General features: G+C 61.7%; 17 protein-coding genes. 13 read left to right on the forward strand and 4 right to left on the reverse strand.

From position 1 onward, the window contains the following. The first annotated feature begins 15 nt into the window (after positions 1 to 15). The 6 genes from ACM6UT_RS11075 to ACM6UT_RS11100 all read left to right on the forward strand — a co-directional run bounded on the left by ACM6UT_RS11075 (position 16) and on the right by ACM6UT_RS11100 (position 8227). Positions 16 to 2103, forward strand: coding sequence for an ABC transporter substrate-binding protein (locus ACM6UT_RS11075; RefSeq protein ID WP_416797397.1), 2088 nt, complete (start codon positions 16 to 18; stop codon positions 2101 to 2103). A gap of 98 nt (positions 2104 to 2201) precedes the next feature. Beyond that, positions 2202 to 3209 (forward strand): ABC transporter permease, encoded by a 1008-nt coding sequence (locus tag ACM6UT_RS11080; RefSeq protein ID WP_416797398.1) that lies wholly within the window; start codon positions 2202 to 2204, stop codon positions 3207 to 3209. 1 nt (position 3210) lies between these two features. Beyond that, positions 3211 to 4344 (forward strand): ABC transporter permease, encoded by a 1134-nt coding sequence (locus ACM6UT_RS11085; RefSeq protein ID WP_416797399.1) that lies wholly within the window; start codon positions 3211 to 3213, stop codon positions 4342 to 4344. A gap of 12 nt (positions 4345 to 4356) precedes the next feature. Then, positions 4357 to 6030: an ABC transporter ATP-binding protein gene (locus ACM6UT_RS11090; RefSeq protein ID WP_416797400.1), complete on the forward strand. Its 1674-nt coding sequence runs from the start codon at positions 4357 to 4359 to the stop codon at positions 6028 to 6030. A gap of 23 nt (positions 6031 to 6053) precedes the next feature. After that, positions 6054 to 7427 (forward strand): alpha-glucosidase/alpha-galactosidase, encoded by a 1374-nt coding sequence (gene melA, locus ACM6UT_RS11095; RefSeq protein ID WP_416797401.1) that lies wholly within the window; start codon positions 6054 to 6056, stop codon positions 7425 to 7427. Positions 7428 to 7726: 299 nt separating this feature from the next. Next, positions 7727 to 8227, forward strand: a complete 501-nt coding sequence (locus ACM6UT_RS11100) for a hypothetical protein (RefSeq protein ID WP_416797402.1) — start codon at positions 7727 to 7729, stop codon at positions 8225 to 8227. A gap of 4 nt (positions 8228 to 8231) precedes the next feature. Here ACM6UT_RS11100 and ACM6UT_RS11105 read toward each other — a convergent pair whose 3' ends face one another. Continuing rightward, positions 8232 to 8870 carry a response regulator gene (locus ACM6UT_RS11105; RefSeq protein ID WP_416797403.1) on the reverse strand — a complete coding sequence of 213 codons (639 nt, stop codon included), beginning with the start codon at positions 8868 to 8870 and terminating at the stop codon, positions 8232 to 8234. 2 nt (positions 8871 to 8872) lie between these two features. Then, on the reverse strand, positions 8873 to 10213 hold the full coding sequence (locus ACM6UT_RS11110) for a sensor histidine kinase (protein ID WP_416797546.1): 1341 nt from the start codon (positions 10211 to 10213) through the stop codon (positions 8873 to 8875). 322 nt (positions 10214 to 10535) lie between these two features. On the opposite strand from ACM6UT_RS11110, the gene ACM6UT_RS11115 reads away from it, so the two are divergent. Further along, positions 10536 to 11153: a hypothetical protein gene (locus ACM6UT_RS11115; protein WP_416797404.1), complete on the forward strand. Its 618-nt coding sequence runs from the start codon at positions 10536 to 10538 to the stop codon at positions 11151 to 11153. Between the two features lie 158 nt (positions 11154 to 11311). On the opposite strand, the gene ACM6UT_RS11120 is transcribed toward ACM6UT_RS11115, so the two are convergent. Beyond that, positions 11312 to 11680, reverse strand: coding sequence for a substrate-binding domain-containing protein (locus ACM6UT_RS11120; protein ID WP_416797547.1), 369 nt, complete (start codon positions 11678 to 11680; stop codon positions 11312 to 11314). Here ACM6UT_RS11120 and ACM6UT_RS11125 point away from each other — a divergent pair. The 3 genes from ACM6UT_RS11125 to ACM6UT_RS11135 all read left to right on the forward strand — a co-directional run bounded on the left by ACM6UT_RS11125 (position 11621) and on the right by ACM6UT_RS11135 (position 13594). Beyond that, positions 11621 to 11758 carry a hypothetical protein gene (locus tag ACM6UT_RS11125; RefSeq protein ID WP_416797405.1) on the forward strand — a complete coding sequence of 46 codons (138 nt, stop codon included), beginning with the start codon at positions 11621 to 11623 and terminating at the stop codon, positions 11756 to 11758. The two genes, ACM6UT_RS11120 and ACM6UT_RS11125, sit on opposite strands and share 60 nt — an antisense overlap. A 275-nt stretch (positions 11759 to 12033) precedes the next feature. Then, positions 12034 to 12348, forward strand: coding sequence for a helix-turn-helix domain-containing protein (locus ACM6UT_RS11130; RefSeq protein ID WP_416797548.1), 315 nt, complete (start codon positions 12034 to 12036; stop codon positions 12346 to 12348). Then, positions 12341 to 13594, forward strand: a complete 1254-nt coding sequence (locus tag ACM6UT_RS11135) for a type II toxin-antitoxin system HipA family toxin (protein ID WP_416797406.1) — start codon at positions 12341 to 12343, stop codon at positions 13592 to 13594. The genes ACM6UT_RS11130 and ACM6UT_RS11135 overlap by 8 nt, the downstream gene beginning before the upstream one ends. Here the strand turns inward: ACM6UT_RS11135 and ACM6UT_RS11140 are convergent. Then, positions 13479 to 13826, reverse strand: coding sequence for a recombinase family protein (locus ACM6UT_RS11140; protein ID WP_416797549.1), 348 nt, complete (start codon positions 13824 to 13826; stop codon positions 13479 to 13481). The genes ACM6UT_RS11135 and ACM6UT_RS11140 overlap by 116 nt on opposite strands. 816 nt (positions 13827 to 14642) lie before the next feature. Between ACM6UT_RS11140 and ACM6UT_RS11145 the strand changes: the two genes are divergently transcribed. From ACM6UT_RS11145 to ACM6UT_RS11155, 3 genes are all read left to right on the forward strand, one after another. Continuing rightward, on the forward strand, positions 14643 to 15122 hold the full coding sequence (locus tag ACM6UT_RS11145; RefSeq protein WP_416797407.1) for a helix-turn-helix transcriptional regulator: 480 nt from the start codon (positions 14643 to 14645) through the stop codon (positions 15120 to 15122). A 199-nt stretch (positions 15123 to 15321) separates the two neighbouring features. Then, on the forward strand, positions 15322 to 15834 hold the full coding sequence (locus tag ACM6UT_RS11150; protein ID WP_416797408.1) for a GlcG/HbpS family heme-binding protein: 513 nt from the start codon (positions 15322 to 15324) through the stop codon (positions 15832 to 15834). Beyond that, the gene (locus ACM6UT_RS11155) at positions 15789 to 16892 is read left to right on the forward strand and encodes an alpha/beta fold hydrolase (RefSeq protein ID WP_416797409.1); all 1104 of its coding nucleotides are present in this window, start codon (positions 15789 to 15791) and stop codon (positions 16890 to 16892) included. Before ACM6UT_RS11150 ends, ACM6UT_RS11155 begins: the two co-directional genes overlap by 46 nt. Positions 16893 to 16933: the final 41 nt, after the last annotated feature.

The following is a 16933-nucleotide window of genomic DNA, read 5'->3' on the forward strand; positions in this document are numbered from 1 at the left end:
GGGAGGAATGGGACGATGCACTATCGAAAGAAGTTCGGACGAATTGCCTTGCTGAGCGTCGGCGTGTCGATGTTCGCGCTGACGGCGCATGCCTTCGAGACCACGACGCCGCCGGAGCCGCCGGCGTTTCCGGCGGAAGCCAAGGTCACCTATGTGGCGCGCGGCTCGATCCTCGAGTTCAAGGCGCTGCCCGCCTACTCTGAGCCGGGCTGGGTTTCTGAGAAGTTCGAGAAGGCCGGCAAGCTGCCACCGCTGAAAGACCGCCTGCCGGAAGAGCCGCTGGTCTACAAGGCGGCCAACATGCCGGACGGGATCGGCGTCTACGGCGATACGCTGAGACACGTGATCGGCGGCCGGCCGGAGGGCTGGAATTACACGGCGGGGCAGAGCCAGGGATGGGGCGGCATCGACATCGGGCTGTCCGAGTGCCTGACGCGCACCGCGCCGCTCTTCCAGGTCAATGCCGAGGACACCGAGCCGTTGCCGAATCTCGCAAAAAGCTGGGAGTGGTCGAAGGACGGCCACAAGCTCACGATGCATCTGGTCAAGGGTGCGAAATGGTCGGACGGCCATCCGTTCACCGCCGAAGACGTGATGTTTTACTGGGAGGATGCGGTCCTCGATCCGAACGTTTCCCCGCTTGGCGGCGGTGCCTCTCCGGAGGCCTTCGGCGAGGGCACGACGCTCGTCCAGATCGACGATTACACCGTCGAGTGGACCTTCAAGGAGGCCTTCCCGAAGCAATATCTTTATACGATGGCCTATCCGAGCTTCTGCCCGGGTCCGGCGCATGTGCTGAAGCCCAAGCACCCGAAATACTCCGATAACAGCTACGATCAGTTCAAGAACGCCTTCCCGCCGGAATACATGAACATGCCGGTGATGGGCGCCTGGGTGCCGGTCGAATACCGCCCGGACGACATCATCGTCATGCGCCGCAATCCCTATTACTGGAAAGTGGACGAGAAGGGTCAGCAGCTGCCCTATCTCGACGAAGTGCACTACAAGCTCTCGACCTGGGCCGATCGTGACGTGCAGGCGGTGGCCGGTTCGGGAGACATCTCCAATCTCGAGCAGCCGGAAAACTTCGTGGCGGCACTGAAGCGGGCTGCGGAGCCCGACGCACCGGCGCGGCTGGCCTTCGGACCGCGCCTGATCGGCTATAATCTCCTCATGAACTTCTCGGCGAACGGCTGGGGCAATCCCGACGAGCGCGAGCAGGCTGTCCGGGAGCTCAATCGCAATCCCGAATTCCGCAAGGCGGTGACCTCGGCGCTCGACCGCAAGGCTATCGGCGACAGTCTTGTGAAGGGACCGTTCACGGCGATCTATCCGGGCGGACTATCGTCCGGGACGAGCTTCTACGACCGCAATTCCACAGTCTACTATCCCTACGACCTCGAGGCGGCGAAGGCAGCGCTTGAGAAGATCGGCCTTGTCGACACTGACTCTGACGGCATCGTTAATTTTCCTGCCGGCACCGCCGGCGGCGGGAACGTCGAGATCGTGGTTCTGGTCAACAACGGTTACACGACGGACAAGAGCCTCGCGGAGGGTCTCGTCGGACAGATGGCGAAGCTCGGGATTCGCGTGGTGATCAACGCGCTCGATTCCAACCAGCGCGACGCGGCCCACTATTCCGGCCGTTTCGACTGGGCGGTGCGCCGCAACACAACCGAGCTTTCCTCGGTGGTACAGAATACCGAACAACTCGCACCCGTGGGACCGCGTACCAGCTGGAACCACCGTGCTCCCGAGGGCAAGGATCTCGACATCATGCCGTTCGAGGCCGAGATGGCCGAGCTGGTCAATCGCTTCATCACCTCGCAGGACAATGCCGAGCGGGCGGAACTGATGAAGAAATACCAGCAGGTCTATACCGAGAACCTCTACACGATCGGGCTGACGGAATATCCCGGTGCGCTCATCATCAACAAGCGGTTCTCGAACGTCCCCGCCGGCACGCCGATCTACATGTTCAACTGGGCCGAAGATTCGATCATGCGCGAGCGCATGTGGGTCGCGGCCGACCGGCAGGGCAAGTACGAGCTCCATCCGGAGCAGTTGCCCGGCAAGCCGGGCGACGGTGGCCCGATGAACTGACTTTCCTCCCTGACGCCTTAACCGGCCGCGCGTGAAGCGCGGCCGGGCAGGACGAGGGGTCGAGCCGGAGGGTCGCCGCTGCAATGGAGAGAGTGGCAATGCTGAGATTTCTTCTGACACGGATTGGTTCGGCCGTGCCGGTGCTCCTGATCCTGAGCGTCGTGACCTTTGCGATCATCCAGGCCCCGCCCGGCGATTATGCCGATTACATCCGCTCGCAGCTGATGAACCAGGGGGGCGCATCCTATGAGCAGGCGGAGGCGCAGGCCCAGGCCTACCGGGTGGAACACGGCCTCGACAAGCCGATGGCCGTCCAGTACGTCAACTGGATCTCGGGCATTATTACCCGCAGCGATTTCGGCTACAGTTTCTACTACAACAAGCCCGTCGCCGAGGTCGTCGGCGAAAGACTGCCGCGAACGCTGGCACTGGCGCTCGTCTGCCATATCCTTGCCTCGCTCTTCGGCATCGGTTTCGGGATCTGGGCTGCGACGCGGCAGTACTCCTGGGTCGACAATCTCCTGTCGACGGTCTCCTTCCTCGGCATGACGGTCCCGCGCTTCCTGATGGCGCTGGTGCTCGTCTACCTGATGGTCTTCCACTACGACGTCTCGGAAATCGGCAGCTTCTTTTCACCGCAATATGGCGGGGCACCCAGGTCCTGGGCAAAGCTCGCCGATCTCGTCAGCCATGTCTGGCCGGTGGTCGCAATCGCCGTTTTCGGCGGGCTCGCCTATAACATGCGCGTCATGCGCGGCAATTTGCTCGATACGCTGAACGCGCAGTATATCGAGACGGCGCGGGCAAAGGGGCTCTCGGAAGGTGCCGTCATCCTGCGGCATGCCGTTCCGAACGCGCTCCATCCGCTGGTGATGTACCAGGGCGTCGTCCTGCCCTACATGCTGACGGGCGAAATCGAGACGGCGATCATCTTCTCGCTGCCGACGGTGGGGCCGGCAATCGTCGGCTCGATGGCGGTCGGCGACGTCTACGTCACTGCAACCTTCATGATGGTGCTCGCCGCGACCCTGATCGTCGGCAACATTATCGCCGACATGCTGCTGGCGCTGCTCGACCCCCGTGTGCGCGAACTGGGGAGGGGGTGAGATGGCGGCGCTCGAGGAAATCCGGCCCGATCCGGTCACCGAGGAGACGGTCACAAGAACGGGCGGCAACGAGAGCTATTCGGCTCTGGTCTGGCGCCGTTTCAGACGTTCGCTGACCGGTATGATCGGCCTTGTGCTCGTCATGTTGCTGGTGGTCACGGCGCTGTTTGCCGAATTCTTCTCGCCGATGGACCCGATGGCGACGGATGCGAGCTTTTCGCCGCCCCAGACCATCAGTTTCCGGGACAAGGACAGGCGGCTCAGCCTCGTCCCGCGGGTATATGCGAACGCGGAGACCGAGGAACTGGACCCCGTCACCTTCCAGCCGATCGTCGGACCGGATTACGACAACCCGCGCTATCTCGGCTTCTTCGTCAGGGGGAGCGAATACCGGCTCCTCGGCCTCGTGCCCACGGACCGGCACTTCTTAGGGTCGATCGACGGTGAACCCGTGCATTTCCTCGGAACCGACAAGTTCGGTCGCGACGTGCTCTCGAGGGCGATCCACGGCTCGCGAGTCTCGCTCGCCATCGCGCTCAGCGTCGTGCTGATCGTGACGGTCGTCGGCACAACCATCGGGTTGGCGTCGGGCTATTTCGGCGGGGTCGCGGATGCCTGGATCCAGCGCTTCGTCGAGATCGTGCTCGCCTTCCCCCAATTGCCGCTCTATCTCGCACTCACCTCGCTCATCCCAGTCACGGCGCCGACCCATGTCTTCCTCACCTTCGTGGTGGTCGTCATGTCGGCGCTCGGCTGGGCCCAGATGTCGCGGGAGGTTCGCGGCAAGACGCTGGCGCTTGCCCGCATCGACTACGTGCGCGCGGCAATGGCGGTCGGCGCGACGGATCGCCGGATCATCTTCCAGCATATTCTTCCGAACGTGATGAGCCATGTGATCGTGGCCGTCACGCTCAACATTCCGAGCGTGGTGCTGCTCGAGTCCTTCCTCGGCTTCCTCGGATTTGCCGTCAAGCCGCCGCTCATTTCCTGGGGCCTGATGCTGCAGGACACGGCGACCTATTCGGTCATCGGCTCCTATCCGTGGATCCTCGCACCGGTCGGCTTCGTGCTCGTGACGGTCTTTGCCTTCAACGCGCTCGGCGACGGGCTGCGCGATGCCGTCGATCCATATTGAAGTGAAGGGAGAATGGTCATGGCACTTGCGGCAATCGAAAACCACGCCCCTGCGACGCGCTTCGACAGTGCGGAACGCGCCGACGCCCCGATCATCGATGCGCGCAATATCGGCGTGACCTTCAGGGTCGAGCACGGGACGGTCGAGGCGGTGAAGGACATCTCCTTCCAGCTCTACCGTGGCGAGACCGTCGCAATCGTCGGCGAATCCGGGTCGGGCAAATCGGTCACCGCCCGCACCGTGATGGGCCTCCTTTCCAGGCGTGCCGTGGTGTCGCCGGAAGCAACGGTCGCCTTTGAAGGTGCCAATATCCTGACATTCTCGCCACGCGCCCGCCGGGCGCTGCGTGGCGACCGGATATCGATGATCTTCCAGGAGCCGATGAGCTCTCTCAACCCGCTTCACACCATCGGCAGCCAGATCGTCGAGGCTATCCGTGTGCATGCGAGAGTGAGCCGCAGGCAGGCGGACGCCCGGGCGCTCGAACTCCTGAAGCAGGTACAGATCCCCGAGCCGGAAGCGCGGCTGAAGCAGTATCCGCACCAGCTTTCGGGTGGGCAGCGGCAGCGGGTCATGATTGCGATCGCGCTTGCCAACGATCCGGACGTGCTGATCGCCGACGAGCCGACGACGGCGCTCGATGTCACTGTCCAGGCCCAGATCCTCAATCTCATCCGCTCGTTGCAGCAGCAGCGCGGCATGGCTGTGGTGTTGATCACCCATGATCTCACGATCGTCCGCAAGTTCTCCGACTATGTCTATGTGATGCAGCATGGCGAGATGCGTGAGCACAACACCACGAAGCGCTTGTTCGAGGCACCCCGCCATCCCTATACGCGGCGGCTGCTCGCCTCCGAACCGCAAGGGGCGGCCATGCCACTTCCGGCGAACGCCGAGCCGCTGCTGACCGCGAGTGATGTGCGGGTCAGCTTCATGATGCGCCATGGCGGCATCTTCAGGCCCGACCTTCGGGAACTGGTTGCCGTCGACAGTCTCGGCCTGACCCTCCGACGGCACGAGACACTCGGCATCGTCGGGGAATCCGGTTCCGGCAAGACGACCTTCGGACAGTCGCTGCTGCGACTGAACGAGCCGAGCGCCGGCGAAATCCGTTTCGACGGCGAGCGTATCGACGGGCGTTCGCGTAAGGAGATGCGGCCGCTCAGGTCGCGCATGCAGGTCGTCTTCCAGGACCCGTTCGCCTCGCTCAATCCGCGCATGACGATCGGTCAGATCATCGAGGAAGGACTGATCGTCAACGCGCTCGGTCAAACGCGCGCCGATCGGCTCGAGAGAGTCAAGGAGGCGCTCGACGCGGCCGGTATGCCCACGGACATCCTGTCGCGGTTTCCGCACGAGTTCTCCGGCGGTCAGCGCCAGCGCATCGCGATCGCGAGGGCTGTGGCGCTGGAGCCCGAATTCATCCTGCTCGACGAGCCGACGTCGGCGCTCGATCTCTCGGTGCAGGCGCAGATCATCGAGCTCCTGCGCAAGCTCCAGGCGCAAAGAGGGCTCAGCTACCTCTTCATCTCGCATGATCTCAAGGTGGTGCGTGCACTCTGCCACCGTGTGATCGTCATGCAGCACGGTCGGATCGTGGAGGAGGGGCCGGTCGAGGACGTGCTCTCGAACCCGAAGACAGAATACACACGGCGGCTCGTCAGGGCCGCGTTTGATATCGCATGATTTTCCATTGCCGGAGGTAAGACATGGCAGGACATCCCAGGATCACATTCATCGGTGCGGGCTCGACGGTGTTCATGAAGAACATCATCGGCGACGTGCTGCAGCGCCCGGCGCTCGCCGGCGCGACGATCGCGCTGATGGATATCGATCCGCAACGGCTCGAAGAGAGCGCGGTCGTTGTCAACAAGCTCATCGCCACATTAGGCGTGAAGGCGAAGGCGGAGACCTACAGCGACCAGCGCAAGGCACTCGCCGGCGCCGATTTCGTCGTCGTCGCCTTCCAGATCGGCGGCTACGAGCCCTGCACCGTCACGGATTTCGAGGTGCCGAAGAAATATGGGCTGCGCCAGACGATCGCCGATACGCTGGGCGTCGGCGGCATCATGCGGGGCCTGAGGACCGTGCCGCATCTCTGGAAGATCTGCGAGGACATGCTTGCCGTCTGCCCCGACGCGATCATGTTGCAATATGTGAACCCGATGGCGATCAACACCTGGGCGATCGCCGAGAGATATCCGGCGATCCGCCAGGTGGGACTGTGCCATTCGGTTCAGGGCACGGCGATGGAGCTCGCCCACGATCTGGATATCCCCTATGAGGAGATCCGCTACCGCTCGGCCGGGATCAACCATATGGCGTTCTTCCTGGAATTCGAGCACCGTGAGCAGGACGGCAGCTACCGCAACCTCTATCCGGAGCTCGTGCGCGCATATCGCGAGGGGCGGGCGCCGAAACCCGGCTGGAACCCGCGCTGCCCGAACAAGGTGCGTTACGAGATGCTGACGCGGCTCGGCTATTTCGTGACCGAAAGCTCGGAACATTTTGCCGAATACACGCCCTATTTCATCAAGGAAGGGCGCGAGGACCTGATCGAGAGATTCGGTATTCCGCTCGACGAATATCCAAAGCGCTGCGTCGAGCAGATCGAGCGCTGGAAAGGGCAGGCGCAGGCCTACCGGTCCGCCGAGACGATCGAGGTCACCTCGTCGAAGGAATATGCTTCCTCGATCATCAACTCGGTCTGGACCGGCGAACCTTCGGTCATCTACGGCAATCTGCGCAACAATGGCTGCATCTCCTCGCTGCCGGACAATTGCGCGGTGGAGGTGCCGTGTCTCGTCGACCGCAGCGGCATCCAGCCGACGTCGGTCGGTGCGCTGCCGCCGCAGCTGGCTGCCCTGATGCGCACGAACATCAATGTCCAGGAACTGACGGTCGCCGCGCTGATGACGGAAAACCGCGAGCACATCTTCCATGCCGCGATGATGGACCCGCACACGGCCGCCGAACTCGACCTCGACCAGATCTGGTCGCTCGTCGACGATCTCCTCCTCGCCCACCGGGATTGGCTGCCCGGCTGGACACAGTCTCCGGTGCGGCAGGCAAGGGCGAGCTGACAAGGCGCGGAGCCGGTCGTACGGCCTTGAGCGGTCTGTTTCATGGGCCGCTCAAGCTTCGAGAAGCCAAGGAGAAGATGATCCCCTAAGGGAGTGAGCCGGCGAACCCGCCGTTCGGGCACTGCTGCGCGTCCTGAAAGAGCAATCTGGACGCCGGCCGCCAGACTTAGGTCCGGGGATGGCCGGGACCAACGTCCGGACGACCGCGAGGAAACGTCCTGCGATCGGCATTCGGGAAGACACGGGGTGGTCTCTCGTATAAAAATATCGCCCAAGGCTCCAAAAGCTAGGATTAGCCGATGTCGAACCCCGAACATCTGCCCTTGAAGGATACCCGCGTCGTCATGCGCCGAATGTCTGTTGTTGCCTTCGTTCGACTGGCTCTCGTGTTTGCCGCAGTTGCCGCTCCCATCACGCTTGATTTTTCCTCGTCCGGCGTCGCCCTGGCGCCGGCTGAGGCAGGCGCCAAGAACGGGGGCGGAAACGGCGGCGGTAATGGTGGCGGTAATGGCGGGGGCAACGGTGGCGGAAACGGAGGTGGGAACGGTGGAGGCAATGGACACGGAAGCGAATCCCGATCTTCCGGCAAGGCCGATCGCTCCGAGGCGGCAACGGGACAGGCGCAGGGGGCAGACGCGGTCGACCCCTCACTTCCTGCCATCGGCATCCGTCACAAGCGCGGCATAACCGAAGTGGTCGTAAACGGACGATACATCATGAAGGACGCACGCGGCCGAACGATCGTGAACCGGCTGGCAACTGCCTCGGATCTACGCCGGATCGAAGCGCTCCTCCAGTAGTCTTCTAGGTCTGGCGCGCGTCACGCAGCGCCATTGCCGCTTCGGTGCGGTTCGTGACACCGAGCTTGGTCAGGATTTGCGTCATGTGGTGCTTGACGGTCTTTTCCTGCAGATCGAGTTCGATGGCCACGTGCTTGTTGCTCATGCCGACGGCGACCAGTTCCAGAACCTCCATTTCCCGCGGCGTCAGGCTCGCGACGAGCGCGGACTTGCCGGGCATCTCGGTGCGGGCGGAAATCAGCCGGGCTGACAGCGTCGGTGCGACATAGCCGTCTCCCGCTGCCACCGTGCGGATAGCGTCGGCAAGCGTCAGTGCCCCCACGCCCTTCAGGACGTAGCCCACCGCGCCGCGGGCAAGTGCCGTGGTGACATCTTCACTCGTCTCCGAAACGGTGAGCATGACGATCCTCTGCGAGGGTGCGACGTCCAGAACGGCCGGGATTGCGTCAAGGCCGCCGCCCGGCATGGATATGTCCATCAGCAGGACGTCCGGCTGCAGGGTCCCGGCTATGCGGACCGCATCGGCGCCGGAACTTCCTTCGGCAACGATCTCGAAGCCGTCGATCTCCGACAGGCTGCGTGTCACTCCCTCGCGGAAGAGTGGATGGTCGTCCACGACCGCGACCCGTATCCTCGTGTCCATGGCTACTTCGTTTCCTCAATGTTCGTCGTCATCCGCAGGACGGTTCCGGCCTTAGACGAGGTGATTTCGAATGTTCCGCCGAGACTTTCGACCCGCTCGCGCAAGCCCGCAAGACCGAGACTGGTCGGACGGACCTGGTTCAAGTCGAAGCCGGATCCGCGATCGGCAACTTCGACGATGACGAGGCCGCCCTCGGTGCGTTGGGATACAGCCTGCCCGATGCCGCCGGCGTGGCGATAGGCGTTGTTGAGCCCCTCCTGCACGAAGCGATAGATGCAGATCTTGGCGGCAGGGGAAAGGTGCTCAGGCGGTGCCGACACCGACAAGTTGACCGACGTGCCGGTCCGCATCCGATGGGCGCGGATGGCTTCCTGCAAAATGTCGGGCAGGCTTGCACCTTCGATCCGCGGCAGGACGAGACCGCTGCAAATCGTCCGTATCTCCTGCATGGCCTCATCGAGGCTGGCCTTGATCGCGGCGATTTCGTTCCTGCTCGTCTCATCTGATCTGGTCGATCTTCGCAGGGCCTCACCGTCGAGGCGCAGGGCGGCATAGGCAAGAAGCTGGGCTGGGCCGTCATGCAGATCTGCCCCGATGCGGCGAAGATACCCTTCGTTAAGCGTCGTTGCCCGTTGTGTGGCGCGCTGCACGCGCTCCCGCAAGGCTTCGTTCTGCGACAGCGACTCTGAAAGCTCCTCGACGCGTTGCTTCAAGGCATGACGCTGGCGCTCGATCGTCCTGCTTCCGCGAAGAACGATCGCCGACAAAAGAACGAAGAAAACGAGCGTAAAGGCGGCAACGGCGAACCAGGTGTGCAACCTCGTCCGGAGAAGGCTCTGCTGGAATTCACCCGCCGCTTCGTGGAATTCGGAGACGGCCACGACCTGTCCCGACCACGGCTGCAGGACCGGATTATAGATCTTCAGGACAGGCAACGCCGGCCCGCTCCGGGCATTTTCTTCACCCGTGGCGACGAACCGCGCGACCATTTGGCCAGAAAAGGCTGTCTTCAGCATCTCGTCGAGGGCAGGCTTGGTTCCGGTCGCGGCCGGATCGCTGGCATACAATACCGTTCCATCCGACCGCCAGAGGCGGAACAGAAGAAGACGGCTGCCGAGCGCGCCTTGCCCGAGAGTCTCATCCAGGGCGCGTGCTGTCGTATCGTCGAGCGTTTCGTTGCTCTGCATGTCCGGAAGAAGCGGTGCAATCACGCTGTCGACATAAAGTGCCGTGGTCGCCGCCGCATTGCTGGTGACGGTATCCTCGACCCTGTCCGAAACGAAGGCGCCGATCAGCGCCATGGCGCATACCGAAACAGCTCCGCCCATGCTGAGGAACTGCATGGCAAGCGACTGGGAATTCCAACGGGAGATGAGATTGCTGATGCGCACCGGGTGCTCGAGTCGATTGCCGAAAAATGCGGCAAGATGGTCGTTCGAGGTTAGGGGAGGCGGCTCCGACTGGCAAGAGCTCTCCCTCTTTTCCGTCCCTCATATCGGCGCTTCCGGACCTTTGAACGGGTAGGGCCCCGGACTTAGGTCCGAGCCAAGGTGGTATTGGACGGGGGACGGTACCGCGCCGGCACGGCGGCGATTAGTCTTTCCGGACCGGTTCGCGCCTCCTCAAGAGGAACCGAACTATGTGATCAACTCGAGGAGATACCCTATGGCTATCAACAACACGATCGTCCGGACTGTTCTTGCACTCGGCCTGGCAGTGGCCCCTGCGGCTGCCGGCATGACGGGCTTTGCGACCACTGCCTTTGCAAAGGGCGGCAATGGTGGTGGCAACGGCGGCGGCAACGGTGGTGGCAATGGCGGAGGCAATGGTGGTGGCAATGGCGGGGGTCATGGCGGCGGAAGCGGAAAATCCGCGTCCGGCCACTCGGGCGAACATGGCAAGTCCACGCAGAAGGCGCAGCGCACCTCCAAGGTGTCCGTCACCAACAACGCCGCGAAAACGCCCGGGCTGCGTTCTCTCAACCGCAACTATCACGCCTACCTCAACTCGAGCGATCCGCGCATGACGGCGGTTGCCGCCTATGCACTGGCCTATGCTGAGTTCGAGGCGACCTATGGGGTCGACGCAATCCCGACCGATCCCGAACTGAGTGATGAAGCCCTGCGCGAAGCGCTTGCCGGTTTTACCAAGGACGGGATTGTGACGGATGCGACGCTCGATGAGGCGAAATCCATCCTCGGTGTGGGGCCCGAAGTCGGAAAGATCGATCAGATCCGCGAGTCGCTTGCCACCGACGAAGGTGAACTGGACGTGGCCGAATAACCCCACTGCGGCAACCGCTGGCCTGCGGTTGCCGCGGCCTTTTTGCGCAAACGGCGGGCCTCCACGATGCCCGGACGGGAATGCAGGTCGTGCCGGACAAGATGGTCTCTGCCGCTGGTATAGGGGGGCAATCGGATGGGCCCCGCGGGGCGTGGTGTTCACTCCTGCGAGTTCTCCCGTATCAGTGGCCGGATGAGAGGATTGGGGAAGCGACGCTTGACGGTCACCGCATAAAAGGATTCGACCATTTTCGGCAGCGCACCGAACTCCACCAGCGTCCCGGCCTCAAGTTCGCCCTTGACGAAGATCGCCGGCAGGACAGCCAGCCCCGCACCTTCGCGCGCCAGAAGACGCATCATCGCCACATCATCCACTTCGGCGGCGATCTGTGGCGTAATGCCGAGCCTTGCCATGAGCGCTTCGAAGTGCGAGCGCACGCCGCTCTCGAGCGTCGGCAGGATCACCGGATGCGCATCGAGCAGGTCAGCCAGGTTCGCGCCCGCTTTGCCGTAAGAGGGCCTGCCGATCGAACTGACCCGTTGCCGGTAGAGGTGCCGGGCAATGAAGGGCGTGACACCTCACAAAATTCCGAAATTTTTCGCTGAAAATGACGTGATGAAAGATCGTGTTTGGGCATGCTCATTCCGTTTCTCTCTGGCACCAGTGCCGAGGGCGAGCGGAAATTGGGTCGTGCGGTAAACAAAACATGTATGGGGAGTGCATCTCAGCCCCGGTGGCGCAGCCATTAAGAAAACAACGCGAAAGACATCTAAACAGATCATATGTTCGAAAATGATCCTAAAAAATATCTTTTTTGTTGACCGGCGCCTTGAGTTTAAGATATTTCGTCCTGTACCAAGGAGAATGGTTGGTAGGCGATATGACATGGTCTGAATCAGATGCCCTGCTGGAAATCGGGCAATTGCTGAAAGCTGCCCGTAAAGCGCGACAACTGACACAGGAACAGGTTGCGGAGATGGCAGGCATATCGCGTCCCCGCTATCGTGAGATAGAAACCGGAAGCAGTGCTGCGCGCACGACGACCCTCATCAACATCGCCCGCGCGCTCGGGCTTGAATTGATGCTCATCCCGCAAGCGATGGTTCCGGCTGTTGATGCCCTGCTGCGGCCGCACGACGATCTGGATGATCTTCCGGCATTCATGGCTCATCCAAATGAAGGTGAGAATGTCTGAGGTTGCTTCCGATCCGAGATCCATCTCGTCGCTCGACGTGCTGCTGAACGATGTGAAGGTCGGTACAATCGTTCGGACGCCTGGCGACTTCAACGCCTTCAGCTTCGAGGACAGCTATCGCGCAACCGGCGGCTTTCCAGTGCTTAGTTTGTCTTTTCGCGCGGCCACTGGCGGCTTGCGTAAGGATCCGAAACCCGTCGCCAGAGCATTGCCGGCGTTCTTTGCCAATCTGCTTCCCGAAGACAAGCTGCGCGAGGCGATGGAAAAACACCACGCGGGGAGTGTTCGCGCGGGAAACGATTTCGACCTGCTTGTCGCGCTTGGGTCTGATCTGCCTGGCGCAGTCCGCGTCGTGCCGAGTGACGGAACGGTTGTGCGTTTCGACAACCTGCCCGCTCCCAAGCCGAAGGCCCGGTTCTCGCTTGCCGGCGTCCAGATGAAGCTCTCGGTCGTCAAGAATACGGGGAAGGGCGGTGGACTAACACTGCCGCTCGGCGACGACCAGGGATCCTTCATCGCCAAGTTTCCATCGACCTCGTTTCCCGGGGTGTCGGAAAACGAATATGCCAATCTCGCATTAGCTGAAGCGATCGGGATGGAAGTGCCGGAACGTGAACTGGTCGAGCAGTCGGAGTTTGAAGGTATACCGAAGGAGTTCGAGACGCTGTCGGATGGAAAAGTTCTGCTTGTTAAACGCTTCGATCGCGGCGCAAGCGGGGAGCGGATCCACATCGAGGATTTCGCGCAGGTGTTCGGCGTTTATCCTTCGCGGAAATACGAAGGTGCCGCCTATCATGATATCGCCGCAGCCTTGAACGTTGCCGTATCGTCCACCGCTGCTCTTGAGTTCGTCCGCCGACTGGCTCTGGCAGCCATTACCGGCAATGGCGACATGCACTTGAAGAACTGGTCGTTGATCTATAGCGGGGCAGGTGACAAACCGCAGTTCGCGCCCGTCTATGACGTGCTCTCGACGATCCCTTACATCCCCGCGGATGCCATGGCTCTGTCGCTCGCCGGCGAGCGGCCCTTCAAGGCGCTGAACGTGCAGCGATGGAAAGCCTTCGCCAATCGTGCGCGGCTGCCGGAAGCGGCAGTCCTCAAAGCGGTGGTCGATACGGTCGAGCGCGTCAACGAGGTTTGGTGGTCGCTACCGGAACGTAGTGTTGCTCCGGCGAAGGTTCTCGAGCGGATCGATAGGCATATAAGGCTGATGACGCCGATCCTTGGTGCGTGCGCGGAGTAAAGCCATCCGGCCGAACGGTGGCGGCGAAGCTCCGCAAAACCCGACGTTCTGTCGCGGGACTTTTCCGATAGGCGAGGCGGTCGAAGACGATCAGCCCGATATAGGCCTGATTGTTCAGAATGCCGCTGCGACGATTTCGATAACCGCGAATTGCGGTCCCCTGCCAAGATCGGCCGCGCGGACCGGGTACACCGCGTGCATTGAGTTCCTTAGCAATCCTGACCGGGCTCATGCCGTCCGCGTACTGCTCAAAGATCCAGAGGATGGTTGCCGCCTCGTCAGTGTCGATCGAACGCAGGCCGTGCACGGGCTCTCCGCTTGCCGGAGTGAGGGCGCAAAGCGGTCAAAGTCACAGCGAGTTCATTGCCTCCGGTTGCTGCAAGTACTAAATGAGTTCATACTCGCGGTTCGAGTTCTGTAAATGCCGAGTTAGGCAGCTAGTAATAACCAACGATACACGAAGGCGGGTAATACGAAACAACGGACCTACGTCCCACCTGCCCCAAAAAGCCTTCGTCGCACAAGGGTGATCTGGCAAAGAGGCGTCAATTGAATTTCATCTTGAAGCGGCGTATCTTTCATTTCCCGCGGCGAGCCCGCTCCTAAGACGCGCTTCGCTGGATTAGGAGTAAGTGGAAGGATCAGAGCCTTGGAGTCGAAAGATCCGCAGTGGTTGACAACTCTGGTCTTATCGGACGGTTTCTGAGGTGACATCTTTTCTGCGCAAAGGCGATTGAGATCTCAACTAATTGACGGCGCTTCTATCCGATATGCGCCGGCTCGCGACCTCGCTGCTCACATGCTACTCCGGCTTGATGATTTAACTACTTGCTGGTCCCTTGCCACTAACTGGCTACGCCTCGAACTAAGTTGTCATCGTGTCGACGCCGGGTTCGGCACACCATATTCGAAGAAATATTTCCCCAGCTTTGCAGAGGCCAAAGACGAAAACTATGCGGTCCCCACACTTGGTGGTTCCGCCGTCGATAATGACGACCCTGTAATGCAGGCAATGTGGCTCTCGCCGCGACCGGTGGTGTTCGCTGACATGAAGCAGGATCGGCGCCTGCAAATGAGGCTGCGCCAGCGGCTGTCCAAGGCAAGGACGAAGACCAAGATCGGGGGTGCGCTTCGCGCCGGTGGCAGGACCTACGGGCTGATCTGCGCCGACTGGACCGAGCATTTCGCGCCGAGCGATTCCAACATATATGACCGGTTCGAGCAGACGGTCACGGACGTTCTCGACCCGATCATCGCCGTCTCGAAAGCGATCGCCGAACGCGATCAGGCCATCGACGCCGACGATGTCCAGACCGTGGGCGCCGTGACGCTGACGCGCTCGGAGATCGAGGTGGCAAAACTAGTCTCCAAGGGCCTGAGCTACAAGCAGATCGCCTTGATACGTGGGCGGTCCTTCTCGACGATCGATCATCAACTCCGGAGCATCAGGCAGAAAATCGGTGCCCCGAGCACGTCGGCTCTCGTCAGCCTGCTCGCGAAGATGGATCTCGCGGCAAGCCGAGATTGAATGTCTTCCTCGAGCCGCCTGCTTCGCGCCGCAACTGCTGCGCCGGCTTCTTTCCGCGAAGCGGAGACCCAGGTGGCTCCATATCGGCATCGCGAACCTTCGCGATAGATGACCTCCCACGGCCTTTGATAAATCCCCGGTGAGCACGGCGTCGTGCGACTGAGCGTTGTGCGAGCGCGATGACGACGGGGGAGATGAAATGACAAGACGACTTTTTGCGGCGGCTATGCTGGCGGCGTTCGCACCGGCTACCTCGTGGGCCGGGGACATACCCAGCAAGCCGATCCTGACCTATGCGACGGCCGAAACGATGATTTCCGCGTGCTTTGCGGCGCAGGTTTCAGCCGGCCATGCCAATGTCAACGTGGTGGTCGTTGAAGATGGCGGGCGGCTGATTGCGGCTGCGCGCCAGGACGGCGCCTGCAAGGCCTGCACTGAACTCGCTCAGAACAAGGCCATCAGGTCCGCGCTTTATGCGGCGCCGACCCGCGCCATGGCCAACATGTCTTTTGGCGCAAAGCGTGACGGGGTCAATGCAAGCCTTCCCGGTGCGGCCTTCGTTCCGGGCCTCGTGGCCTTCGCCGGCGGCCTTCCCGTCAAGACTGCAGGCGGCGATGTGATCGGTGCGATCGGCGTCAGCGGCGCAAGTGAAGACCAGGATGAGAGTTGCACGAAGGCGGGTCTCGACGCCATCGCAGCCAGCCTCAAGTGAGGGACGCCATGATTGATAATCCATATTATGGCCCCGCGGCGCAGGGCGCATTCAAGCTTTACGATCTCGGAAATCTCATTCTCGAAAGCGGCGAGACGTTGCGCGGCGCAAAGCTTGCCTACCGCACATTCGGCACCCTGAACGCCGAGAAATCAAACGCTGTTCTGGTGACAACCTGGTTCTCCGGCACCGGCAAGGTGATGGAAGATGTTTACGTCGGTTCGGGACATGCCCTCGATCCCGAGCGCTACTTCATCGTCATCGTCGACCAGCTTGGAGGCGGCGTGTCTTCCTCGCCGCAGAATATGCCAGCGCCACAGGCGATGGCAAAATTCCCCAGGCTGAGCATCGGGGATGACGTGCAGGCGCAGCACAGGATGGTCACGGACCTTTTCGGCATCAGGCGGCTCGCGCTCGCGGTGGGCGGCTCGATGGGCGGTCAGCAGGTCTATGAATGGGCGGTGCGATACCCCGAGATGGTCGAACGGGCGGCACCCATCGCGGCCACCGCGCGCATTTCCCTGCATCAGCAGGTCTTTGTCGAGAGCCTCAAGGAGGCGATCACGTCCGATCCGCGCTGGAACGATGGCTGGTACGCTTCCGGTCTGGACGTGCGGAACGGCATGGACCGCATGGCGCGGATCGTGGCGGTGCTCGGCTGGTCGCCGCAATTCTATCAGCAGCAACGCTGGCGCAGCGTGCTGGGCATGGCGTCGCTCGACGACTTCATCAACGGCGTGATGAAGGCCTATTTCGAACCAATGGACCCCAATGTCCTGCTGGCCGAGATGCACAAGTGGCAGCGGGCCGACGTGTCGCGGCACGCGGCCGGCGATCTTGCAAAGGCGCTCGGGTGCATCTCGGCAAGAACGATGATCATGCCGATCAGTCACGATCAGTTCTTTCCCGTGCACGAATGCGAGGCAGACTGCGCACTGGTGCGGGACGCGCGCATCCGTACCATCCAGTCGCCCGAGGGCCATATGGGTCTGAACGGATTCGAGCCCGGATATATGGAGCAGGTCGATCGCTACCTGAACGAACTGCTCGAGAGTTGAAGCTGTTCACTCCAGAAATTGCTCCCCGGTCAGATCGACTT

The sequence above is a fragment of the Ciceribacter azotifigens genome (assembly GCF_048159625.1).
In the GTDB taxonomy this organism is placed as follows: domain Bacteria; phylum Pseudomonadota; class Alphaproteobacteria; order Rhizobiales; family Rhizobiaceae; genus Allorhizobium; species Allorhizobium azotifigens.